General features: G+C 47.3%; 20 protein-coding genes. 10 read left to right on the top strand and 10 right to left on the bottom strand.

Annotated elements, in window-relative coordinates:
- The first annotated feature begins 97 nt into the window (after window positions 1-97).
- The 4 genes from SIB41_RS04795 (at window position 98) to SIB41_RS04810 (ending at window position 3,933) form a co-directional block, all read left to right on the top strand.
- Window positions 98-778 carry a class I SAM-dependent methyltransferase gene (locus SIB41_RS04795; protein WP_413361390.1) on the top strand — a complete coding sequence of 227 codons (681 nt, stop codon included), beginning with the start codon at window positions 98-100 and terminating at the stop codon, window positions 776-778.
- Between the two features lie 410 nt (window positions 779-1,188).
- Window positions 1,189-2,871, top strand: a complete 1,683-nt coding sequence (locus SIB41_RS04800) for a peptide chain release factor 3 (RefSeq protein WP_370520991.1) — start codon at window positions 1,189-1,191, stop codon at window positions 2,869-2,871.
- 76 nt (window positions 2,872-2,947) lie between these two features.
- Window positions 2,948-3,199 (top strand): hypothetical protein, encoded by a 252-nt coding sequence (locus tag SIB41_RS04805; RefSeq protein WP_041374804.1) that lies wholly within the window; start codon window positions 2,948-2,950, stop codon window positions 3,197-3,199.
- Window positions 3,200-3,237: 38 nt separating this feature from the next.
- The gene (locus SIB41_RS04810; protein WP_413360871.1) at window positions 3,238-3,933 is read left to right on the top strand and encodes a CPP1-like family protein; all 696 of its coding nucleotides are present in this window, start codon (window positions 3,238-3,240) and stop codon (window positions 3,931-3,933) included.
- Between the two features lie 381 nt (window positions 3,934-4,314).
- On the opposite strand, the gene SIB41_RS04815 is transcribed toward SIB41_RS04810, so the two are convergent.
- A complete protein-coding gene (locus tag SIB41_RS04815) occupies window positions 4,315-4,947 on the bottom strand; it encodes an ABC transporter ATP-binding protein (RefSeq protein WP_413360873.1) in 633 nt (210 codons plus the stop codon).
- Window positions 4,948-5,064: 117 nt separating this feature from the next.
- Between SIB41_RS04815 and SIB41_RS04820 the strand changes: the two genes are divergently transcribed.
- From SIB41_RS04820 to SIB41_RS04830, 3 genes are all read left to right on the top strand, one after another.
- Window positions 5,065-5,514 (top strand): DUF3531 family protein, encoded by a 450-nt coding sequence (locus SIB41_RS04820; RefSeq protein WP_011130165.1) that lies wholly within the window; start codon window positions 5,065-5,067, stop codon window positions 5,512-5,514.
- Between the two features lie 8 nt (window positions 5,515-5,522).
- Window positions 5,523-6,299, top strand: coding sequence for a 16S rRNA (uracil(1498)-N(3))-methyltransferase (locus SIB41_RS04825; RefSeq protein WP_413360876.1), 777 nt, complete (start codon window positions 5,523-5,525; stop codon window positions 6,297-6,299).
- A gap of 307 nt (window positions 6,300-6,606) precedes the next feature.
- Window positions 6,607-7,359: a DUF92 domain-containing protein gene (locus SIB41_RS04830; RefSeq protein WP_413360879.1), complete on the top strand. Its 753-nt coding sequence runs from the start codon at window positions 6,607-6,609 to the stop codon at window positions 7,357-7,359.
- Between the two features lie 411 nt (window positions 7,360-7,770).
- Here the strand turns inward: SIB41_RS04830 and SIB41_RS04835 are convergent, their stop codons facing one another.
- The 6 genes from SIB41_RS04835 to SIB41_RS04860 all read right to left on the bottom strand — a co-directional run bounded on the left by SIB41_RS04835 (window position 7,771) and on the right by SIB41_RS04860 (window position 13,349).
- Window positions 7,771-8,028, bottom strand: coding sequence for a sigma factor (locus SIB41_RS04835; protein ID WP_413360883.1), 258 nt, complete (start codon window positions 8,026-8,028; stop codon window positions 7,771-7,773).
- Window positions 8,029-8,245: 217 nt separating this feature from the next.
- Window positions 8,246-8,923 (bottom strand): GDSL-type esterase/lipase family protein, encoded by a 678-nt coding sequence (locus tag SIB41_RS04840; RefSeq protein ID WP_011130161.1) that lies wholly within the window; start codon window positions 8,921-8,923, stop codon window positions 8,246-8,248.
- Window positions 8,924-8,945: 22 nt separating this feature from the next.
- Entirely contained in the window at window positions 8,946-10,511 is a 1,566-nt protein-coding gene (locus SIB41_RS04845) for a phosphonate ABC transporter (RefSeq protein WP_413360886.1), read from the bottom strand.
- Window positions 10,508-11,251: an ATP-binding cassette domain-containing protein gene (locus tag SIB41_RS04850; protein WP_413360889.1), complete on the bottom strand. Its 744-nt coding sequence runs from the start codon at window positions 11,249-11,251 to the stop codon at window positions 10,508-10,510. The genes SIB41_RS04845 and SIB41_RS04850 overlap by 4 nt, the downstream gene beginning before the upstream one ends.
- The gene (locus SIB41_RS04855) at window positions 11,248-12,147 is read right to left on the bottom strand and encodes a putative selenate ABC transporter substrate-binding protein (protein WP_413360892.1); all 900 of its coding nucleotides are present in this window, start codon (window positions 12,145-12,147) and stop codon (window positions 11,248-11,250) included. The genes SIB41_RS04850 and SIB41_RS04855 overlap by 4 nt, the downstream gene beginning before the upstream one ends.
- A 23-nt stretch (window positions 12,148-12,170) precedes the next feature.
- Window positions 12,171-13,349, bottom strand: coding sequence for a pyridoxal phosphate-dependent aminotransferase (locus tag SIB41_RS04860; RefSeq protein ID WP_413360895.1), 1,179 nt, complete (start codon window positions 13,347-13,349; stop codon window positions 12,171-12,173).
- Between the two features lie 309 nt (window positions 13,350-13,658).
- Between SIB41_RS04860 and SIB41_RS04865 the strand changes: the two genes are divergently transcribed.
- The 3 genes from SIB41_RS04865 to SIB41_RS04875 are packed head-to-tail and all read left to right on the top strand — an operon-like array spanning window position 13,659 to window position 16,874.
- A complete protein-coding gene (locus SIB41_RS04865; RefSeq protein ID WP_063406944.1) occupies window positions 13,659-14,258 on the top strand; it encodes a uracil-DNA glycosylase in 600 nt (199 codons plus the stop codon).
- Window positions 14,255-15,475 (top strand): (E)-4-hydroxy-3-methylbut-2-enyl-diphosphate synthase, encoded by a 1,221-nt coding sequence (gene ispG / locus SIB41_RS04870; protein WP_413360897.1) that lies wholly within the window; start codon window positions 14,255-14,257, stop codon window positions 15,473-15,475. The genes SIB41_RS04865 and ispG overlap by 4 nt, the downstream gene beginning before the upstream one ends.
- A 37-nt stretch (window positions 15,476-15,512) precedes the next feature.
- Window positions 15,513-16,874: a S41 family peptidase gene (locus tag SIB41_RS04875; protein ID WP_413361392.1), complete on the top strand. Its 1,362-nt coding sequence runs from the start codon at window positions 15,513-15,515 to the stop codon at window positions 16,872-16,874.
- Between the two features lie 92 nt (window positions 16,875-16,966).
- On the opposite strand, the gene SIB41_RS04880 is transcribed toward SIB41_RS04875, so the two are convergent.
- From SIB41_RS04880 to SIB41_RS04890, 3 genes are all read right to left on the bottom strand, one after another.
- A complete protein-coding gene (locus SIB41_RS04880; RefSeq protein WP_413360900.1) occupies window positions 16,967-17,137 on the bottom strand; it encodes a hypothetical protein in 171 nt (56 codons plus the stop codon).
- 81 nt (window positions 17,138-17,218) lie between these two features.
- On the bottom strand, window positions 17,219-20,800 hold the full coding sequence (gene mfd, locus SIB41_RS04885) for a transcription-repair coupling factor (protein WP_413360902.1): 3,582 nt from the start codon (window positions 20,798-20,800) through the stop codon (window positions 17,219-17,221).
- Window positions 20,801-20,946: 146 nt separating this feature from the next.
- Window positions 20,947-22,257: a Rieske 2Fe-2S domain-containing protein gene (locus tag SIB41_RS04890; RefSeq protein WP_413360905.1), complete on the bottom strand. Its 1,311-nt coding sequence runs from the start codon at window positions 22,255-22,257 to the stop codon at window positions 20,947-20,949.
- Window positions 22,258-23,012: the final 755 nt, after the last annotated feature.

Below are 23,012 nucleotides of genomic sequence, written 5' to 3' on the forward strand. Positions count from 1 at the left end.
CGCTACCGCCACTCATGGTGTCTGCAAGCTTTAGTAACACCATCGAAAGTGCCTGGTTGAGACTAGTGAGAAATCTGATTGAGATCTTGTGAAGCGTTTGCCTGAGCCGGAGTTAATGGATGATCCGCTTCAGGCCAGGGCCTATGCCGAAGCAGATTTCTCTTGTGGTGATGAGGCATTAATCCAACGCTTGCAGGAGTATCTGATCAGCTTGTGCAAGATTCCTTCTCCAGGCAGCATGATCGTTGATCTTGGTTGTGGACCTGGAAATATTTGCGAGCGTCTCCAGCTGCTCTGGCCTGAAGTGATGGTGCTTGGCATCGATGGTGCGCAAGCGATGCTTGATCACGCTTTGCAACGGCAAAAAGCGATGGCCGCTGAACTTAAGCGACTGACCTATCGCTGTTCCAATCTTTCATCACTCGTGAACCAATGCGTCGATTTGAAATGTTCGGCTGCTCTCGTTGTTAGTAATAGCTTGCTTCACCACCTTCATGACCCCAATCTTTTATGGCAGGTCACTAAGTATTTAGCAGCCCCAGGTGCGTTTGTTTTTCATCGCGATTTGCGTCGACCCTTATCGACGAAACATGCTATTGCGCTTCAACAAAAACACATGCAGGAAGCACCTTCTATTTTGATTCGTGATTATTTGGCGTCTCTGCACGCAGCCTTCACCTTGGAAGAGGTGCAGTCACAGCTTGTTCATGCAGGTCTAGATCATTTGCATGTGATCGAAGTTGAGGACAGGTATCTCGACGTATTCGGCACGATCTAACTGCATAGGGTCAGTTTCATTTATGAGGCCTTCTCGCCTGTTTTCACAAGTGAGAGCGCAAGTCTTTTCCCAACAATTGAGTTGTCGCTGAAGAAAGTATTGAGATCAACGTTGGTGTTGCGGCCATGGCCCTCAGGGAGGGCTCAGTACTAGAAATCGATGATCTTGGTTGCTTCGATGGATCAGAATGATTGAGTACGCTTAAGCACTTTGCCAAAGCAGTATTTCTCACTGAGATGAGTTGAGATTGAAAAACTGATCACAATCAATCATTGACAGAGGCTGAAATATCACCTTTACACCTGCCGCGAAGTGAATTCCTTGTCTTATGAATCTTAGACCCAGTCAAAGGCTTGATCATTTATCGCACCTTTAATATGCACTTGCACCCGCCAGATCTTCGTCACAGCTTGACCTCTCTTCCCGATTCCACGAGCCCGCCGATTGATTCGGCCTCTTCAATCGATATAGATCAAGTCCTTGAGGCCTCGTTGGCTGAGGCCATTAGCCGTCGCCGCAATTTCGCGATCATTTCCCATCCAGATGCGGGGAAGACCACCCTTACAGAAAAATTGTTGCTTTACGGAGGTGCGATCCAGCAAGCAGGGGCTGTTAAAGCCCGTGGTGAGCAGCGCAAGGTGACCTCCGATTGGATGGAGTTGGAGAAGCAGCGGGGTATATCGATCACCTCCACCGTGCTGCAGTTTGATTATGCAGATAACACAATTAACCTTCTTGATACCCCCGGACACCAGGATTTTTCCGAAGACACTTATCGCACCCTGGCGGCTGCAGATAATGCAGTGATGTTGGAGGATGCAGCTAAGGGTTTAGAACCTCAGACCAGAAAATTGTTTGAGGTATGTCGCATGAGAAACATTCCAATCTTTACTTTCATAAACAAGATGGATCGTGCAGGGCGGGATCCTCTGTTGCTGTTGGATGAGATTGAAGCAGAGTTGGAGCTAATACCTTGGGCCGTGAATTGGCCTATTGGTAGTGGGGAGTTGTTTCGTGGTGTTATTGATCGTCGAACTAGAAATGTTGTTCTTTTTACAAGAGCGGAAAGGGGCCGGCAAGCCAGTGAACGCCACCTTCATCTTGACGATCCGGAATTGCCAAGCCTTGTCGAGCAGGAGCTTTTGGACCAAGCTTTGGAAGAGTTAGAGCTCTTGGAAGCAGCAGGTGCAGAGCTTGATCTGGAATTAGTCCATGCAGGCGAGTTGACACCTGTGTTTTTTGGTTCAGCAATGACCAATTTTGGGGTAAGGCCTTTCCTTGATGCCTTTCTTGAGATGGCGCAGCGTCCGGTAGCTCGTTCTACTAGTGAGGGCCCTGTTGATCCTCTGCGACCATCCTTTAGTGGCTTTGTTTTCAAATTACAGGCCAATATGGATCCTCGTCATCGTGATCGTGTCGCCTTTGTAAGGGTCTGCAGCGGACGTTTTGAAAAGGATATGACGGTGCGCCTAGCACGAACCGGTAAATCCATACGTCTATCTCGCCCACAGAAGTTATTTGGCCAAGAACGTTCGGTCGTTGATGATGCCTATCCAGGTGATGTTATTGGTCTAAATAATCCTGGTATGTTTGCGATTGGTGATACTCTGTATACAGGATCTAGAGTTGAATACGAGGGTATACCATGCTTTAGTCCTGAGATATTTAGCTGGTTACGTAACCCGAATCCTTCAGCATTTAAAAATTTTCGTAAAGGAGTTAATGAGTTAAGAGAGGAAGGGGCTGTACAAATTCTCTACGATACTGATCAGAGCAAGCGGGATCCGATTCTTGCTGCAGTAGGTCAGTTGCAGCTTGATGTTGTTCAGCATCGTTTAGAAAACGAATATGGCGTTCAGACCCGTCTTGAACCTATGGGGTTCCAGGTGGCACGGTGGGTCAGTGATGGTTGGCCTGCTCTAGATGAGATGGGACGAATCTTTAATTGCAAGACCGTTCAGGATGCCTGGCAGCGTCCTGTTCTCTTGTTCAAGAACGAGTGGAACCTTAACCAGCTTCTTGATGATCACCCTGCGTTGGAACTTAGTGCTGTTGCGCCTGTGGTTAGTGGTGTAGAGCCGATCAGCCTCTGAGCGTTGGCCTTAAATCTGCTTTCCTGACGAAAGGAACTCGCGATTCACTGCTCTAGTTAGCCAGAATCGTTAAAGAATGTTTTCAGTGGTAGTGGACAACCAATGGCTGATACGTCCCTGTGTTGATGGTGGCACTGAGTACGTTTGCTTTCGTGCTGCAAGCTGCAATGATCAACCTGAAAGGGTTGAAATGCTTGTTGGCTTCCACCTTCCACCACAGATGCCGTTGCTCAAGAGTAGGCAGTGGATGGGACAGCAAGAGGCTTTGGTTTGTTGCAAACAGCTCCAGAACAGCCATGGCTATCGCTACGGTTCACCCCTCTTTTGAGCTGGTCTCGATACGCTCAGAGTAGTTCTCGTAGATCCATGGCCTCGGGCATCGGCTCCAGTTCGAATCCAGGGTCGCAGGATCCCTACTCCATCCTTGGTCTTGAACCAGGAGCCAGCTTCGAATCTGTGCAACAAGCAAAGGAAAAGCGGCTTTTAGAGGTAGGCGATGACCTTCAAGCCAGGGCAAGGGTTGAAGCGTCTTATGACGCTGTGCTCATGTCCAGTCTCAAGGAACGTCAGCTTGGCAAAGTGAGCAACGCTGCAGTTAATGCCTCTCAGCGAGAGGAGCTGCAGGTCGAGACAGCTGCTCGTAGTGGTGGAAGCAATGCTCTGCTTACACGTTTACGCAATATCAATTCATCAACTGCTAACACCAAATCAGGAGAATTCTGGCCGAATCTCTCTCTACCTGAAGGACAGGGCCTCACGGTTCGATTGGTCTTGGGAGGACTTGCCTTATTGCTTGTGATTGTTGCTCCTGTTGGAAGTACGGAGCTTATCCTTGCTGTATCAACAATTGCTCTGTTTCTGAGTCAGATCAGACGAGGTCGTCGCCCACTTGCATCATTGGGCTGGAGTGTTCTCTTGCTTGCTAGCGGCTTGATTCTTGGGGGACTCCTCCTGCAAGCCATGACAGCTTTACCAAGCGTTACCCTGCCGATTACAGGAGACCAGCTTGAAGCGGTGCCAACAGTGTTGTTGCTTTGGGCTGGTGCACTCCTTTTGGATTGAGTAGATAAGACCCATGCGAACAATGGCTTGCTTTCTCGATATAATTAACTGATAAAAAGCTCTTGTCGTTTCACTTTTAGCCATCAATTAAATATTTCTTTTGAATTGTTGTTTAATTCTATATTGCGAGCTTCCTGAAGAATGCTTTTGAGTTCTTCAGTAAAAAGACTTAGTGCTGCAATACTTGTCGGCCCTCAAGCCGTCTTGGAAGTATTTTTTTTAACTTCAACAACTACCTATTGATTAAAAGATCAAGACATATTTATAGATCGCTGACCCAATTCGCTTTTGAAGCGTTACTTATCAATGGTTGGCCATTGTGAATTGCTTTTCTGTGACTTTCGATTGCGAAGGCAGCTAGTTATCTAAGTTGATTGAGAGTTATTGAGGCAGCTTATGAAGCCGACCTGAATCGAGCCGATACGCTGCACTTGACAAGCCCACAAAGAGTTCTGGCTCATGAGTGGCCACGATTAACAACTGTTCTCGTGCAAGCTTGGAAAGCAGTTCCAATACCTCATCACGTACTGACCAATCAAGCCCGGCGGTGGGTTCATCAAGCAGCAAAATGGTTGGCTTGCGCAGCAACTGAACAGCAAGGGCAAGCCGTCTTTGTTGACCTCCACTGAGACGTTCCGGTGCTTGCTTCATGTCGATTTGAGCCAGTCCCACCTTTTGGAGCGCTTGTGTTTGTTCCACACTGGTGAGTCGCCGATGCCCTAAGCGCAGCTCCTGGGCAACAGTTAAACCAAGAAAGTGCCGCTCTGGGAATTGAAAGACGACCCCACACAACCAGCGTCGTTGACGCTGATTTAAGGGTTTGTGTTCCCAGTAAATGGAACCTTGTTGAGCACTTGCAAGTCCACTGATCACCTCGAGCAGACTGGTTTTGCCACTTCCACTAGCGCCAGCTATTACAACGGGTTGGCTCGCATGAGCAAGGAGATCAACTCCCTGCAGCACAGGTTCTTCAGATGTTGAGGGACGGTATTGAATGTCTTTCAGCTCCAGCATGAGCACCTCACTTCTCTGCTCACAGCAGCTAATGATCCTCCAATTTGATTGATGAATGCTTGCTTATGCAGACGGATCTGTCGAATGCCGCGATGATGCAGCCATCGTCGAGCTTTCATGGACGTTCGTTTCCGCGAGGTTGATCCATTCAACTGTTGGCTATGGCTTCACTTTGCCGATGTACCAAGCCAGGGTGAGCAAAATTACGTCGATGGCATCTTTGATAGTTGGTACGTGATTGGCCGTTTGGGTGGATTTAATGCTGAGAACCTACAAGTCCATGAGGAAGGTGCGGATCTCAGCTGGATCACTTACGACAATGAAGACGCCAGATCCGTGATCCCTGCGCTGATGCACAACATGGGCCAGTTGGAATATCAAGGCTGCTGGGCACGTTGTTGGGTTGATCTTGGTACAAGTGATGCTGTTGCACTTGATGTCTTGATCAACGCTCTCCAACAAATTGACTCCGATGTGGTGCAGTTGGATGAAGTGTTGATTGGTGGTGTCAATGATGACTGGCCTGTTGAGCCCCATCCCGACAGCATCTTTCCTGTGGAGGCCTAGGCAGTCTCTTGGCTGAGCTCAGGCGCCTTTTGGTTGAATCGCAGCGGTTTGATGCAATCACTGCTTCTGACCATTTGTTATCTCTCAATCAAGACGAAGTCCATTACCTGCGCAGAGTGCTTCGCCTTCGCAATGGGCAAGCGGTTGCGGTTGTTGATGGTGTTGGCCATTTCTGGGAGGCCCATCTACAAGCAGGTGATTTTTTAAAACTTGACACGTCACCTTCGTCTCCTTCTCTACAACAACCTCGCCATCGTCAACAACTCGGTTTGGCTGTTGTTCTCCCAAAGCGTGGCTTTGAGGAGGTTTTGAGGATGAGTTGTGAACTAGGCGTCAACCTGATTCAGCCTCTACGTTCTGATAGGTGTACTCCTCAGGCGGAGGAGCGACCATTGCGATGGAAGGTGATCCTTAGGGAAGCAGTTGAGCAATCTGAGCAGCTTTGGCAGCCAGAACTTTTGCCCATAGCAGAAGCTTCAGCCTTGTGGAAAAGTCCACCAGTTCATGCAGTTTTTGCTTTGGCCACCACTCGTCGGCAGGGACTGATTGATCTACAACTTTTGATGGAAGGATTGACCCCAGAAATCAACCAAGTCACAGTTGCGATTGGTCCTGAGGGTGGTTGGAGCCCACTTGAAGAGTGTGCCGCTGAGGCCGCCGGTTGGGTGCCTGTGGCGTTGGGAGATTCAATCCTGCGCACTTGCACAGCTGCTGTGGCAGCAGCTCAAACAATGGTTTCAAGTCGACGGATCAGCTTGTCAAGAGATCAGTCAAGATCTGATTGAATTCCTGCAGGCTTGTTTTTGATCTACGCGGCTGCATTTTTACTCACGAATGTCAGCGCTTATCGGCGTCTTTTTCAAGCAAACCTTCATCTCATAGCGGCTTCCTTTGGCTCGAGGGCTTGGACTTCTTCAGTGATTTTCTGCACAGTCTTTTGAGGTGATAATTTTCTCAATGCTGAGATTGAGAAGATCAAAACCGTAGGCTGTTTTTTCTGCTTCATGCTCTGGTCTGCCAGACAGCGTCAAGCAATAGCCCACGCTTGCTGTCTCTTGTCCAATCTGGCCAAAGGCAGTGCTATCAAAGTTGATGCTTTTTTCTAATCCGACTCTGGTTCAATGGCTCTTGGCTTTTGCTCTCAATGCTCTATTGATTGCGCTGGCCCAGAGGCTGCCATTACTCACTTCCTCCGGATGGATTCATGCCGGGGCACTAGGCACCATCCTCTGGGGGTGTCTGGGCTGGCGTGGGTGGCTTGCGGTTGTGATTTATCTCGTACTGGGATCGATGGTCACCCGTCTTGGCATGGCCCAGAAGAAACTCGCTGGCCTTGCTGAGGGACGTGGTGGCAGGCGTGGGCCTGAAAATGTCTGGGGATCTGCAGCCACTGGTGCTGTAGTGGCAATCCTGATCAAACTGGGCCTTGGTTCCCAGTCTTTGCTGATGATCGGTTTCGCAGCAAGTTTTGCAGCGAAACTTGCTGACACCTTCGGCAGTGAGATAGGCAAACGTTGGGGCCGAACCACTGTGCTCATCACCACGCTGCGTTCTGTACCTGCTGGTACGGATGGAGCCATCAGTCTCGAGGGCACTCTCGCAAGTGCCCTTGGCAGTCTTTTGATGACCTTCGTGATGGTCTCCCTCTCTCTGTTGCCTTTTGGTTTCCAGGCGATCTTGGTTGCTTTGATTGGCTTATTGGCCACTCTTATGGAGAGCCTTTTAGGCGCAATTGCTCAGAACAAAATTAGTTGGCTGAGTAATGAACTTGTTAATGGTTTACAGACAAGCTTTGCTGCTGTTTTTGCCATCGCAATCGCCGCTTGGCTTGGTTTGGCTGCTTAACCAGCTAATCAGATTTGTTTGTGGACCAAAGTTGAAGTTGTTTAATTAAACCTTGCAAAACTCTTCGCAGCTTGTTCTCCTTCATCTTTTCGCGCTTTGCCAACTGTCTCAAGCTGATGTCATCGATGTAATGGGCGTAAAGCAAGTGTTGCTGGTGGGATGTTAGACGCTGAATAGCCTTTTTAGCCATTGGTATTGCAGATCCGGTTCTTTCTGCTTTGGTGACTTGAGCCGTTCCAATAATGGGACTCTCTTCTCAACATGATTGCCACCTGTTGAACTCTCTTTGGCATCCAGAGATACAAGGTGTGTCTGCCATATGGCTTCCGCAGCTTGATGCCAGCGGTCTGAACTTACATTTAATTGTGCAGCCAGTTGCTCTTCGGTGAAAGGTTTTAAGCCATCATTCTGCTACTTCTGCTGGAGTCTCATGCCGCGGGTATATAGGTCTCTCAGTCGCCAGGGCACTCTCACAATCTGGCTTCTGTCTCTGCGGAAATGGAGGATCTGGCCGTTGGCACGGGCCATTGCATAGCTACTTACTTTAAATCCAAGATTGGCATCGAATTTCTCCATCGCCATGATTAATCCCAGCCTTGCTTCTTGAATGAGATCATCCAGTTCTTCACCGCCACGGGTGGCTTGGCGAGTTGCTGCAAGGTGCGCCAATCCAAGGTGTTTAACTACAGCCTGATTGCGTTTTTGTATCGATTTGGGCAATGAAAATGAACGCTGATTCCCAGAGCACTCTGCTCTCTTTCTTCTCAAGGTTTTGCAAGAAGTTTGCGCCATGACTTGACTTTCTATTGACATCCTTAAATTTCTTCTTTTCTGCAGCACTGGTAAACCAACTAAAGGATGAACATCGGATTCCTTAGGGGTGATTTCAGCCAACCGTAGGAGTGAAGTTTGTTAGTGGTTCGAGCTCTGCCCACTCCAGCATCGATGTCCATGCCATCACCCGTTGGTGGATCCAGTCATGTCCCTCTGAGTTGAGATGGATACCATCGGGTTCGATCCAGCTGAGCCAGGCAGGTTCATTGAGCATGGCGTTGTGCAACGGCAGAAATGGCACATCAACCTCAAGACAGGCTTCCTCAAGCTGGGCTTCATAAACCGACCCCGATTGGTTTGAATACCAGAGGCATTGCGCAAATGGCATTACAGCTTCATCGACAGGAGTGAGGCCCATCACCATCACCTTGGTGAGGTGTTTCATCTCTGTCAGCATTTGCTGCAGGCCAAAGCGAAAGGCCTCTGCCGTGAGTTGGGGCCGGCCATCGGGGCGTCCAATACGTGCTGTGTCATTGAGGCCCACCGCCACAAGAACTGCATCAGGAACCTGACGACGGAGTTCGCCTCGACTTTGCCATTCCTTTTGCCAGCGTTTGGCAACACTTTCCAGTCCATCACCACGAATTCCAAGCTGGTAGACCACTGGGGCATCAGGGAGGCTCATCCATTGGCATCGCAGACGTTCACACCATCCGCCACCCTCTCGATCTCCCCATCCATAAACACCACTGTCACCTATGACAACGAGTCTCTTGTATGTATTGGCCATCACATCGAGAAGTGGAACCTGATCAGCTTTGTAGGTCTACAACCATAGGTAGCTTTTTAGTTGAGCCAGTCCAGTGATATCGCAAGCGATCAGTGATCGATTCTCCGATCAAGGTCAGAGCTGTGAACACCGCGATTAGGACACTGACCTGTGCCCAGTTGAACGAACCAAGAGATTCGATTAACTGCCAACCCAGTCCAGTGCCTCCAACCATGCCAACTACCACGGTTTCACGCAAAATCACGTCCGTTCTGTAAGCGGCATAGGCTAAATAGCTACGGCTTTGGCCGCTAAAGCATCCATAGAGCCAAGCCGATCGTGCTCCAGCGCCAGTCGCGCTTAAGGCTTTCAAGTTGTTGTCGCTTTGTTGGTCAAGCCCTTCTTTTAAGAGGCGACCCATCACTCCAATGTTGTGGGCTCCAAGTGCAAGAGCAGCAACAGCCACACTCGGTTTGCTGAAGAGCAGCAAAAATAGAGCAGTAAGAGGGGTTGGCATCAGTCTTAGCAGGCCCCAGATGATTCTTTGTATTGCTATTCCCAGTCGGCTTGGCCAAAGCATCATTGCTAGTGGCGGTGTTCCGATAGCGATTCCTGCTGCTAACACTGTTAGCAACATCGTGCTGCTGATTAATTGGATCCATGGGAGAGTGTGAATAGCAATTATTAGCTCATCAACAGTTGGTAATGGAAGGGGGCTCCAGTGAAGAGGTTCTCCTAGATCAATATCAACTGCATTTAGCCAGGGAATACTTAGTGCGCATAGAATCAATAAGACAATCAATATACTGGCAACTTGCCAAATCCCATTCTTCGATAATTTGAAATATCTACGTATCAAACTTAATATCTGCTCAAGACTAAACATTACTGCTGCTAGTAACCATAAAGCTGTCCATACGTCATGGAATTGAAGAGATTGAAGTGCCAGTTGAAGGTCAGTGCCAATACCACCCAATCCAAAAACCCCCAACACGGTTGCACCTCTTAATGCACATTCAAGTCGATATCCGACATAACTCAATAAGACAGGCCCCATCGCAGGGCCAAGAGCTGTAATTAAGGCGGAAGAGGAGCCCGCCCCAGCCTGTTTTAAGCCCCATAGGGCTCGACGATCCTGGGTGTCAAGTTGATCACTTACGACTCGAGCAACAAGTGAGGAGTAAGGAATGACGATTGCAACAATTGCTACCCAAGGGCTCAGTCCAACCATTTGAAGTAACAACAAACCCCAGAGGAGTTCATGAATTGCGCGCGGGATTGCCAAAAGTCTGCGAATCACAATCGATGGCCAGTTTGTCCCTAAAAAGGTCTCCCATACCACCCTGGCGCTGGCTATGCCAAGACAAATTCCAACTATTGAACTTATTGACCAGCTAAGAAGAGCTGTGGCCAAAGTGATCTGTATTCCTCTAAATGCACTTTGAACGACCTCTGCTTGAATAGATGGATGAACGGCAGCGCAAATAAACTCCCATAGGAGAGTGACTCCACCATTGTGGAAACTTATGAGTATAGAAATAAGTACAGGCAATAAAGCCAGTGCTGGCAAAAGGCTCAGGATTGGAGGAGTTGGACTTAGGCGACTCATGCAGATCCGTAGATCAAGGCTAAGGCTTCTTCATCAAGACATTCAGCAGGTTGATCAAAGACAACTCTCCCAGACTTAAGTGCGATTACCCTGTCAAAGTGCCGAAAAAAGGATGGTTGATGCAGGCTCATCAAAAGGGTTCTTTCTTCGCCCATATCACTAGTCATCGTGTTGTCCAAGAAAAGATGGAGGATTTCCTCTGCAAGGATTGGATCGAGACTGAATAAAGGTTCATCAGCGAGAATGAGCTCTGGTTTTTGACGTAAGAGGCGTGCTATTGCCACTCGCTGCCGCTGTCCCCCCGAGAGTTCGCTTACCATTGCAGAAAGGATGCTCGATGAAAGACCTACTTTTTTAAGACATTCACTGCAGGCATTTAATTCGATTGGCTTGAGTAAATTAGCTAGAGCCCATAGTAAATTTCTGTTAGCTAACGCACCACAGTTGATGTTTTGTGCAACGTTGAGCTCTTCTACAAGGCGAAGATCTTGCCACAGGGTTCCTATTTTTTTTCGTTGACGTTGCCCTAAGTTTGAGGTTGAATAATCTTGCCAAATCACCTTCCCCGAATCAGGAATAAGAGTTCCGTTGGCAACCGCTAATAAGCTACTTTTTCCTGATCCGTTGCTGCCTACAAGTGCAACACGCTCTCCTGAAGAAATGCTAAGGTTGATATCATTAAGCCGATTCCCTCTACTATTGTGTACAAATACGCCCCTTATTTCGAGTAATCCTCTCACTGAATCTTTCCTAGTTGTCTGCCTATTTTCTCGATTGTTATGTATTGATTTTGGTTTGCATCTACAAAGCTACTTGCCCCAAAAAGTTCAAGTATTTTTTCTTGTGATTTTGAACTTTTCTTTAACCCAGTTAGAGTAGACTTTAGTTTTTCAGTGAAACCATCGCCAAACTTTTTATCGAGATTGGGTTGTGCTAGCCAGTGATAATCTGCATATGGGGGCGTTCTCCAAATCACTTTCACTTTGGCTGGATCGATGCGGCCATTTTTCTGAGCCGACTCCCATACACTTTCGTTCAGGGCGCCAGCATCAAAAGAACCACTTTGCACCAAAGCAATTGTTGCATCATGACTGCCACTGAAACCTGGTTTGCCTCCAGAAAAATCATTCATTTGCACACCTGCTTGCTGAAGGAAGTGCTGAGGCATTAATCTTCCAGAGGTTGAACTTTCGGAGCCAAAAGTGAACCGCTTCCCATTAAGTTGCTGAAGCCCAGATTGGCTTTTTAATGGCTTAATTTCGCTCTTTGTATTGGCTATGAATACACTTGTGAATTTGGCATCAATATCTCTTTGCGCGATAATTTCTGCTCCTGGCTTTTGCAACCTAGCTTGTACACCTGTTAGGCCTCCAAACCAAACAAGATCAAGGCTGTCGGTGCGGAATGCACTGACTGCGGCTGGATAGTTCGTGACTGCTTTGTAGCGAACGGGCACATTTAATTCTTTGCTCAGTTCAGACGAGAGTAGGCCGTATAAACGGTTCAAACGCTCAGGATTCTGATCGGGAATTGCCCCAATACGAAGTGTTTTCTCAGTTTGATTAGTGCAGCTCAGCAACCCAATCAAGCAGATCAATGAAGTGCGGACCAACGCCCCGCCAGGTCTTGAAGGCATGTTGTCTTTGTTGCGTTTGTTGTTCAGCTCTGTTTGAGAGCTTTGCGGAGACGTTCTAGTCCATCGCAAATCGTTTCTGGTGAAACCGCACAGGTGAGGCGTACGCAACTGTCGTCGCCAAATGCTGCACCTGGAACCATCGCAAGCCCATGGTTTTCAAGAGCTTGCTCACAGAAACTTACTGAGTCGAGGCTTTCAGGTGGCAGTTTTGGGAAGGCGTAAAAGGCACCTTTTGGAGGAACCAGGCTCATTCCCTCAAGGCTAAGCAAGCCAGAGGTGAGGAGTTCGCGGCGGGTGTTGTAGCTCTTCACCATCTTTTTCACACACTCCCTTGAGCCTTGCAGCGCGGCCAAGGCTCCACGCTGAGCGAAACTGCAGACATTGCTAGTGCTCTGGCTTTGAAGGGCAGTAGCAGCTTTTACAGCATCAGCGGGGCCGGCTAGATAACCCAAACGCCAACCGGTCATTGCCCAGCCCTTGGCAAAGCCGTTAACGATGAAGGTTCTGTTTGAAAGATCTGGTGCTATGGCCGAGAAGCTGTAATGCTGTTGCCCTTCTTCAAGAATGAACTCGTAGATCTCATCACTCATGACCAGGATCTGGGGATGATCTCTCAGCAGATCAGCCAATGTTTCCAGCTCCTTGCGTGCCATCACACGGCCGGTTGGGTTGCCAGGGGAATTAAGTAATAAAAGACGGGTTTTAGGGCCGATGGAGGCTTCTAGGTTGTTGAGATCTAGGCAGAAACCGTTTTCTGGAGTGGAGGGAAGTGTTGTCACCTTTGCACCAGCTAAGCGGGCCATTTCTGGATAACTCAGCCAATAAGGAGCAGGGATTAAAACCTCATCGCCCGGATTGAGGATCACCTGAAACAAGTTAAAGATTGCTTGCTTGCCTCCATTTGTCACCAACACTTGCTCTGTATTGGTTGGCACAGTGTTTTCTTTGCTGAGCTTGGTTGCTATTGCCTCACGGAGTTCGGGATCTCCGGCGGCAGGGCCATAACGGGTAATGCCATCACGGAGTGCCTTCACCGTGGCATCAATGATGAATTCAGGGGTATTGAAATCTGGCTCACCAGCACTCAGGCTGCAGATGTCGCGGCCTTCTTGCTGAAGGGCCTTTGCTCGAGCACTGATTGCCAGTGTGAGTGAGGGCTGAAGGGCAACGACTCGGTCGGAAAGATGAGGCGGAAGTGGCATTGGTGCCGCATCCCCTTGCGGGATGCCCGTAAGGACCACATCTTGCCTGATGCTCTGACATGGACAACCAACATCTTTCGATTGGCTTTTTAATGCTCATGGTTGACTTGGGTCGCACAACCACTGTCCTTTGAAGGTCAATCGATCTTGCCAAGAGCTAGTTTTTGGAGACTCTTCGCGGTTTTTTAGTCTGAATTCGCCTAGATCTCCTCAACGCAAGTCGATGCTTTCCATCAGAGAGACGTTGCAGCTGTTCGCAATTAATTAAAATAAAACTCATAAGGATTGACCCATGTCTATGGGGCTCATATGGAGCGCACTAATGGCTGTGGTTCCTGTGACTTGCCTGTTAACCAGCCTCAGGTTGTTGTGAGTCGTGGAAACCCACATGCCTCTTTGATGCTGATCGGGGAAGCGCCAGGCGCTCGCGAGGATGAGCTAGGGAAGCCCTTTGTAGGACGTTCTGGTCAACTTATAGATCGTTTGATGGAGAGTGTTGGCCTTGACCCTCAAACTGATGCCTACATCTGCAATGTTGTGAAATGCCGGCCCCCTAAGAATCGGCGACCGACACTTGTTGAGATTGCTTCTTGCCGTCCCTGGTTGCAACAACAGATTGAGTTGGTTGATCCCTGCGTGATTGCCTTGGCTGGCTCGACAGCAGTCGAAGCCATCCTTGGTATCAAGGGAGGAATTACCCGTCTTCGTGGTCAATGGCAGCATTGGCAAGGCCGTTTACTGATGCCGCTTTTGCATCCTGCCTACCTCCTTCGCAATCCATCTCCAGTAGATGGTGCTCCTGTTGCCCTCACCAGAGGCGATCTGCTCGAGGTCCGCCAAAGGCTCATACAAGTCAATAGGTGCGCTGTTGTGCCAATGTTGGATTCATCTAGGCGCCGTCTGCCATGAGTGCAACCATGGCTGAGTATCAATCCAGCACATCCAGGAGATACGACACCCAGATCCACCGACGTGTAACGCGCACTGTCAACGTAGGAGGTGTCTTGATCGGTAGTGATCATCCTGTCAGGGTGCAGTCGATGATCAACGAGGACACCCTTGACGTGGAGGGGGCAACAGCAGCCATACGACGCTTGCATGAAGCTGGTTGTGAAATTGTTCGTCTAACTGTTCCATCTCTCGGTCATGCCAAGGCCGTCGGCGAGATTTGTCAACGGCTTAGGGAGACCTATCAACCGGTACCCCTTGTGGCTGATGTCCATCACAACGGCATGAAAATTGCCCTTGAGGTGGCAAACCATGTCGACAAGGTGAGGATCAATCCTGGCCTTTTTGTGTTTGATAAAGCTGATCCAGATCGAACCGAGTTCAGCGGCGAAGAGATTGCTTCTATCAGAGAACGCATTGCCGAGAATTTTGAACCGCTTGTCACTCGTCTCAAGCAGCAAGACAAAGCCCTTCGTATTGGCGTGAATCATGGTTCGCTTGCTGAACGCATGCTCTTTGCCTATGGAGATACTCCTCTTGGCATGGTTGAGTCAGCAATGGAATTCGTGCGAATTTGCGATTCGCTCGATTTTCATAACATCGTGATTTCGATGAAGGCCTCTAGAGCACCTGTGATGTTGGCGGCTTATCGATTGATGGCTGACACAATGGATCAAGAGGGTTTCAATTATCCCCTTCATTTGGGCGTAACCGAGGCTGGTGATGGGGATTATGGAAGGATTAAAAGTACAGCGGGCATCGCAACGCTTTTAGCAGAAGGTCTAGGCGATACCATCCGAGTTTCATTGACCGAGGCGCCTGAGAAAGAAATTCCAGTTTGTTACTCGATTCTTCAATCCATCGGGCTGCGCAAAACGATGGTCGAGTACATCAGCTGCCCAAGTTGTGGCCGAACATTGTTCAACCTTGAAGAGGTTGTTCAGAAAGTGCGCGATTCCACATCCCATCTTGTTGGTTTGGATATTGCGGTGATGGGTTGCATTGTGAATGGCCCAGGTGAGATGGCAGATGCTGACTATGGTTATGTTGGTAAAGGCCCAGGAGTCATATCCCTCTATCGGGGCAGAGATGAGATTCGCAAGGTTTCTGAGTCTGAGGGTGTAGATGCGTTGATCCAGTTGATTAAGGATGACGGTCGATGGGTGGATCCGCCATGAAGTCGTTATTGTGTGAGATCAGTCCAATTTGGACGCTATGCCCATCTCTAGAAGTCTTCGCTCATTAGGCTGCCAGCGCAGTTCATGGCTGGTCCTTCTGGGCGCGGGAGGAGCTGCTGCTGCAATTGCACTTGCCTCTCCAAGTTTGGGTTTACCAAGCAGTTCTTCTTCCGCTATTAGTGATAGCCCCAAAGAGGTGATTGATCAGGTCTGGCAGATTGTATATCGTGACTATCTTGATTCCACAGGTAAATATAACCCTGAAGTCTGGAAGGGACTACGCAAGGACTTATTAGCCAAGAACTATTCAGCCACTTCAGAATCCTATGAAGCGATCCGTGGCATGTTAGCAAGCTTGGATGATCCCTATACACGATTCTTAGATCCAAAGGAATTTAAGGAAATGCAGATCGACACCTCAGGAGAATTAACAGGTGTTGGCATCCAGCTTTCTCTAGACAAGGATACAAAAGAATTAGTTGTGGTTTCCCCAATCGAAGGAACTCCTGCATCTAAGGCTGGTGTCCAACCTAAGGATGTGATCGTATTCATTAATGGACAATCCACTAAGGGCATGTCTACAGCGGATGCTGTTAAGTTGATTCGTGGTAAAGAAGGTAGTGAGGTCACCCTTGGTCTGCGTCGCAGGGGTGAAGTTATCCAGGTCCCGTTGATACGTGCACGCATTGAGATACAGGCAGTTGATATCCAGTTAAATACGACAGTAAATGGTACAAAGATTGGTTATATCCGCCTGAAACAGTTTAATGCCCATGCAGCGAAAGGAATGCGAAGTGCTATCAAGAATTTAGAAAAAGAGGGTGCGCAAGGCTATGTACTCGACTTGCGTAGTAATCCTGGAGGTTTGCTTGAAGCCAGTATTGATATCGCACGCCAATGGCTTGATGAAGGTACAATTGTTCGAACAAAAACTCGTGATGGCATTCAAGATGTACGCCGAGCGAATGGAAGTGCCTTAACCCAACGCCCTGTTGTTGTTTTGGTGAATGAAGGCTCAGCAAGCGCAAGTGAGATCCTCTCAGGAGCACTACAAGACAATCATCGTGGTGTACTTGTAGGACAGAAGACCTTTGGCAAGGGCTTGGTTCAATCAGTTCGAGGCCTTTCTGATGGCTCTGGTCTTACTGTTACGATCGCTAAGTATCTCACTCCAAGCGGATCGGACATTCATAAAAATGGCATCAAGCCAGATATTAAGGCCGTGATGTCTGAAAAAGAAATCAATAATCTTAAGCTTGAGGATCTTGGTTCTGGGAAGGATAGTCAATACAAGGTGGCCGAAACAACACTAATTAAAGCTCTAAACAAAATACTTGATGGACCAATATATAAGCCTGTAGGAGTTAAACTTCCTCAGGCTATTCCATCAACACTATAATATCTAAAAGTTAGGCTTTCTGTTAAATAATGATTAATGTATGACCTTGCAGGATTTGTACGAGCGCATAATAATTACGCCCCGTTTGATCTCTAAGTAACAGGTTGCATTAAGCCACCATCTCCACCTGAATTCGAGTCGTCGTCATCGTTTTCTGCGTCGCTTTGAAGAACAGCAAAAATGGCAATGGCGGCGAGACTCAACAATCCGCTCATTAATCCCATCATTCCCTGATTGTTCCCGATCTCAGTGAATTCCCCCAAGGCATTTTTCGCTATTTGCTCAAATGTAACGAAGAATTGCGCTTTTGTAAAGACTTCTTAATATAGTTGCGCTGGAAGGGCTTAGGGGGTAATGACGGCCTTGTCTCGCTCAATGGCTTGCTGCTTTTGCTGAATTGCAGTTAATCCATCCTCGCAAGGAATCTGTGTGGCCATGAGACGCAACCACTCCATCAGTTGTTCAAGCTGTTTTTCCATAGGCAAGACGCTTAGACCTCGTGCCAGCACCTTGGCTTTATTTCCACTTCCAGTCTGGTAAATCAGTCGGCCGTGCAGGTGTTGCGGTAAACCTTGCCTAAGTAGCCGGAAGGCGGGCTCCTCCATCGGTGTTTCCATCGCAATATTTGGCTTTTCTGGCTTAATTCTCGAGATCCCGCAGCGACGAGCTAAGAGTTTGAGCTCCATCAGTTGAAGAAGTGATTGCACAGGACCAGGAATGGCTCCGTATCGGTCTGTCCAGCTAGCTGCCAACTCAATCAGTGATTCATGAGAAGCACAATTTGCGGCAGCTCGGTAGGCAGCGATCTTTTCGTCACCATCAACAATCCATTCCGCTGGCACGAAAGCTGTTACCGGCAGATCGATTTGAGTGTCATCTACAGATGGAATGCCCTGTCCTTGGATTTCAGCAAGTGATTCCTGCAACATTTCCATGTAAAGATCGAAACCAATGGTTTCCATTTGGCCGCTTTGTTCAACCCCGAGAAGGTTTCCTACACCACGGATTTCCATGTCTCGCATCGCTAGTTGATAGCCACTTCCTAGCTGTGCAAATTCCTGGATTGCCCTTAGGCGTTGTCTAGCGGTATCACTGAGGGATGCGTCACCCGGATAGAACAACCATGCATGAGCCTGAACACCGCTTCTACCCACACGGCCACGTAGTTGGTAGAGCTGTGCTAGTCCAAATTTATGAGCATCCTCAATGAGAATAGTGTTCACACGTGGGATATCGAGGCCACTTTCAACGATCGTGGTGCATAGCATCAAGTCGGCTTCCCCTGCATTAAAGGCGACCATCGAGCTCTCAAGTTCGCCTTCTGCCATCTGACCATGGGCTACCAACAACTTCAAATCGGGCAGCATCTGTTGAAGTTGACGAGCTACATCTTCAATACCCTCAACACGTGGAACGACATAGAACACCTGTCCGCCTCGATCAAGTTCCTGGCGAATAGAACTACGAACTGCTTCTTCATCAAAAGCGGCTAGGTGGGTTTTGATAGGACGGCGCAATGGTGGAGGGGTTGTGATCAGACTCATTTCCCTTACCCCTGAAAGGCTCATGTATAAGGTTCGCGGAATTGGTGTGGCTGAAAGGGTCAAAACATCTACATCCTTACGAAGAGCTTTGATCTTTTCCTTTTGATTGACTCCAAAACGCTGTTCCTCATCAACAACCAACAACCCTAGTTTTTGGAATGTTGTGTTTTTACTGAGTAGCTGGTGGGTACCGACAACTGCATCGATTGTCCCTTCTTTGAGGCCATTAAGTATTGATTTTCGTTCTGAGCTTGTTCTGAATCGGTTCAGTAAGGCGACCTTGATTGGGTAGGGAGCGAAGCGGTCTGAAAGTGTTCTCCAGTGTTGTTGGGCTAGCACTGTTGTGGGGGCAAGCATGGCTATCTGCCGTCCAGACGTAATTGCTTTGAAGATCGCTCGTATTGCTACTTCCGTTTTTCCGAAACCAACATCTCCGCACACAAGCCGATCCATAGGTTGTGCTGCTTCCATATCGCGTTTTACATCAACGACTGCCTTGACTTGATCAGGTGTTGGTTCATAGGGAAAAGATTCTTCTAGTTCAATCTGCCATGGTCCATCTGGTGGGAAGGCATATCCAGGGGCCTGGAGTCGCTCTGCATAGAGCTTGACCAGATCCATCGCAACTTTGCGAACTAACTTTCGGGTGCGCTCTTTAACTTTTTGCCACGCTGTTCCTCCCATGCGATTAAGTTTTGGTGGCGATTCACTTGTTGATCGATACCGACCAAGGCTGCCGAGCTGATCGGCGGCCACGCTGAGTGTTCCATCCAAATACTCGATAACCAAATAGTCACGGACCTCACCACTGATGGCCAGTTTTTCTAATTTCAGAAAACGACCGATGCCGTGATTGCGATGCACGACGAAGTCCCCAGAGCACATTTTATTGGGGTCAACCGTACGACTCGCCGCCCGTCGTCGTCGTCGAACATAACCGGTAGAGCCAAGGGTTTTTTGACCAAAAAATTCACGGTCAGTCATCAAAACAACACGCCAGGCTGGCAAGATCAGCCCCTCTAAATCCACAGAACCGGTTGTCTTTAAAGCTACTGGGGTGTTTTGCTCGAGCAAACGTTCAATGGCTGGGTGATCTTTAGCGTTTGGGACGAAGCGTGTGATGCAGTCATGCTCCTCAAGAAGAGCCACAGCACGGCTTGGTTGTGCTGATAAAAGCCAAACGGGATGATGTTCTTTTTGATAATTTTTGATTTGCTCTCCTAATCTGCCGAACTGGTTTGGGTTGGCTGGAATTGGCCGACTGGCAAGATCAAAACTATTTGCATAACCATCGTCTTCATGGAGTTCGGCAAGATCAATGCCAGTAAAGCGTTCTGTGGTTGCATAGCTTTCTTTGATGCTGCGATGAAGCAATGGAGGCCAATACTTTTTTTGTTCATCAGTCGACAAGCCCATTGATTGACCCACATCAATGTGATGTTCTTCTGCATGTTCAAGCCATAGTTTTCCATGTGCAGAGCCATGACGCTTCTCATCTATTGCGATAAAGGAGTTGGCAGGAATGTAGTCAAGTAGCGAGGCAGGTTTGTTCCATGCAATACCCATTAACCTTCTTATACCATCTGGTGTAGAACCTTCTAATAGTTGATCTAAAGTCTCCTCACTAACAAGACGGTCAAGCCCATCGGGCATGGACTCTCGTAGTTGATGAGCAATTAATGGACTAAACCCTGAAGGGGTTAGGCAAAGCTCATTAACTTCATCCAGGGAACGTTGACTGACTGGGTCGAACTCTTTTAATTTGTCAAGTTCATCGCCGAATAACTCGAGGCGAACTGGTAATTCACTGCTTACTGGAAAAATATCAACGATGTCACCACGACGACTCCAGGTAGCTTCCTGATCAACGGTTATAACTCGATCATATCCAAGTTTGCTAAGAGTATTGGCTAAGCTTTCCAGGTCTATATGCTCTCCACGACAGAGTATTTCACACTGTGATGCGAGTGCATCAACAGGAGGTAGATGTGGCTGCAAAGCTCTTTCTGTGGCCACAATGGCTCGATCCCAACTTCGGGATGATTCTCCAAGAAGTTCACTTAGAACCTGCAATTGCCCCCATACGATTTCTGTTGTGGGGTCAAATGGTTCATAAGGTGATCCTTCACTTGTTGGGTAGAGATGATTATGCGACCAACCCATCATTGCAAGCAGCGAAGACCAGCGATTGGCCTCTTCTAGTGTCGGTACGATCACAACCAGTGGACGGTTCTGCTTACGAGCTATTGCACTTGCAATCAATGCGCGCCCGACTCGCCCGGCTCCCCGCATCAGTAAGCGCTCGCTTCGATTACTTCTATCCACCAACTCACCAGTGAGAGTCGACTTCTGAAGCTGACGAACTAATGAGCTCAGAGGCATGGGTGCTAAATAATCATCAAAATTGACACGTTATAAATATAGCTTGTGAGGCCCTAGTGAAGTGTTTTGTTCAATTGTTAGGTAAGGCCTAATTCTTGAACAGAACTCATATCAATAAAAAACAAAATCTCTAGGAAATTAGATCTTTATTCTTGAGTTCCAACCATGGGCATTGAAACATTGCCAGACTTTATTTGTTGAACTAAGTTTGGCGCAAAAATTAACGCGAGTATGATCAGTATTATAGAGAATAGTCGAACGGTTACTTTGCGATCGATTATACGTTTAATATCATGAGATAACTGTGGGTTTGCAGGAGGGTATAGCATCAACATATCTTGATGAATTGTATTTGTATGTGCGGTTGTGGGGTGTATATCCCATGGGTGTTCTTTCTCAAGTGAATGTTGATGCCAATCCCAAAAAAGATTAATCATCTTATCTTCTGCTAAAAGTTTGGCTTGGCCTTGGTTCAAGTAGCCCATTTGCTCATTAAACGTTTGAGTTTGTAAGACGAGATAATCTTCCGAGAAAATTTTATAAAAAACTTTTTGCTGCCTTTGTTTAAAGAGAAGTAATTTGCACAGAAGCTTATTCCTAAGAAACTTTCTATAATGACGAACAATGATTCGTGCTCTATTATGTGACAAGGGGATATGATCTAAAACTTGTACATATCTTGCCTGCTCAGTTGCTCCCTTGAAAATAATCACACGGCCAGGAGGGATGAAGATTTGAGAAATGAATTCATCCTTGTTATTTTCTTTCTCATGGTAGATACTTCGAAGATGATATTGATCCTTATTAATTGACTGGTTGAAGCTTTTAATTGTTTTTCTGTTAACATCATTTCCTGGCAATGTATTGCCATGTAGCCAAAAGATATGTAAGATGTCCAAATGATTTTCTATGATGCGAGACCAATCGCATTTAAAGTCTATAAATACTTCTTCATATTCGTAATCTTTCAAGTCAAAGCCATATGCCTCTGGAAGACTATTCTCTAGGTGAGATTTTATCTGAAAATCTTTTGGGCTAGGCTGTGCTTCTCCTGTATAATAAATATATATATAGTCACCTTGTTCTACACAGGGATATTGCCTGAGGTGTAAATGTTTCGCGAAGTTATCATAATGAGAGTCAATAATATGGTTGCATGTTATTCTATCTGATCCATCCTGATTGCAGGATGTCGTATAGCGAGCTCCATGATATGGACAAACAATTTCACCGTTTTGATTTTCTCCTCCACGAAAAGACGCCGATCGATGCGGGCATGAATCTTTGATACATCTCGGCTTGTTATTCTTGTCTCTGTATATCACTAATGGCTCATTAAACATGGAAAGATGATATAATTCATTTTCTTTTAATAACTTACTGGCACAGACGGAATACCAACCCAGTAGGCCTACTGAAGGACGTATGGCTTTCTCGATTGGAGACTCAACTGTCAACTTGGTCTTTTTTTATTAATTCGATTTTATCGTGCAGGCAACTGGTTTGTAAATTCTGCAGTTATGGCGTAATAATATTGATATTTTGGTGAGCTTCTCATTGGCGTCTGGGATGCGACGTTAAGACTCATAAACTCTTGCGCTGCAGGTGATCACACCGGTGACCCCTGGGCCTCACCCCCCCCCCTGACAGGACCTTCGTAGCACTTAGCACACCGCTTTCTGGTAGATCTTTCCTGCCTTGAAGGCACGGGTTGCTGCATCTTCGTATTTTGACAACTCAGTTGATTATTCAGGCTAAAATTATTTATCGCTAACAATTTATGCAATTACCAACGCAAACTAATCAGCGAAAAGACTAGCAGTATCTCTTCCTGGATTTCAATTGGCAGTTTAACTCTTATTTCGTCCTCCTAATTAAGCTGCCACTTATGACAACAACTTATTGTGGATCTTTTGACAGCTTAAGAGTTTTAGATTCATAATATCGTGCAAGATGCTATTCCCTGAGGCCTGATTCCGTGCCATTGATTCTTTCCGATGCAACAGGATAGTTCGGTCTAATTGTTGCCGCATGCTCAACAGCCTTAATTTATAGGCATCCAATACTCCTTTCAGGCTTCCAATTCTGATTATCTATCAAGCTCATGTTGACCTAGAGTATTGATACCTCTTAAATTTATCTTATGGGCCTTTAGCGTTTGTGTATATTAATTCCGAACAAACTTAAAAGCCATTCTTAATTGGTCTACTTT

This window comes from Prochlorococcus sp. MIT 1201 (assembly GCF_047303415.1).
Classification (GTDB): Bacteria; Cyanobacteriota; Cyanobacteriia; order PCC-6307; family Cyanobiaceae; genus Prochlorococcus; species Prochlorococcus marinus_D.

Coding starts and splice junctions, on each gene's coding strand:
- SIB41_RS04815 (WP_413360873.1), bottom strand. CDS start 4,947: ATGCTGGAGCTGAAAGACATTCAATACCGTCCCTCAACATCTGAAGAA.
- SIB41_RS04810 (WP_413360871.1), top strand. CDS start 3,238: ATGGCCTCGGGCATCGGCTCCAGTTCGAATCCAGGGTCGCAGGATCCC.
- SIB41_RS04820 (WP_011130165.1), top strand. CDS start 5,065: ATGGACGTTCGTTTCCGCGAGGTTGATCCATTCAACTGTTGGCTATGG.
- SIB41_RS04845 (WP_413360886.1), bottom strand. CDS start 10,511: ATGAGTCGCCTAAGTCCAACTCCTCCAATCCTGAGCCTTTTGCCAGCA.
- SIB41_RS04865 (WP_063406944.1), top strand. CDS start 13,659: ATGGAGCGCACTAATGGCTGTGGTTCCTGTGACTTGCCTGTTAACCAG.
- SIB41_RS04830 (WP_413360879.1), top strand. CDS start 6,607: ATGCTTTTTTCTAATCCGACTCTGGTTCAATGGCTCTTGGCTTTTGCT.
- SIB41_RS04875 (WP_413361392.1), top strand. CDS start 15,513: ATGCCCATCTCTAGAAGTCTTCGCTCATTAGGCTGCCAGCGCAGTTCA.
- ispG (WP_413360897.1), top strand. CDS start 14,255: ATGAGTGCAACCATGGCTGAGTATCAATCCAGCACATCCAGGAGATAC.
- SIB41_RS04855 (WP_413360892.1), bottom strand. CDS start 12,147: ATGCCTTCAAGACCTGGCGGGGCGTTGGTCCGCACTTCATTGATCTGC.
- mfd (WP_413360902.1), bottom strand. CDS start 20,800: ATGCCTCTGAGCTCATTAGTTCGTCAGCTTCAGAAGTCGACTCTCACT.
- SIB41_RS04860 (WP_413360895.1), bottom strand. CDS start 13,349: ATGCCACTTCCGCCTCATCTTTCCGACCGAGTCGTTGCCCTTCAGCCC.
- SIB41_RS04805 (WP_041374804.1), top strand. CDS start 2,948: ATGTTTTCAGTGGTAGTGGACAACCAATGGCTGATACGTCCCTGTGTT.
- SIB41_RS04840 (WP_011130161.1), bottom strand. CDS start 8,923: ATGGCCAATACATACAAGAGACTCGTTGTCATAGGTGACAGTGGTGTT.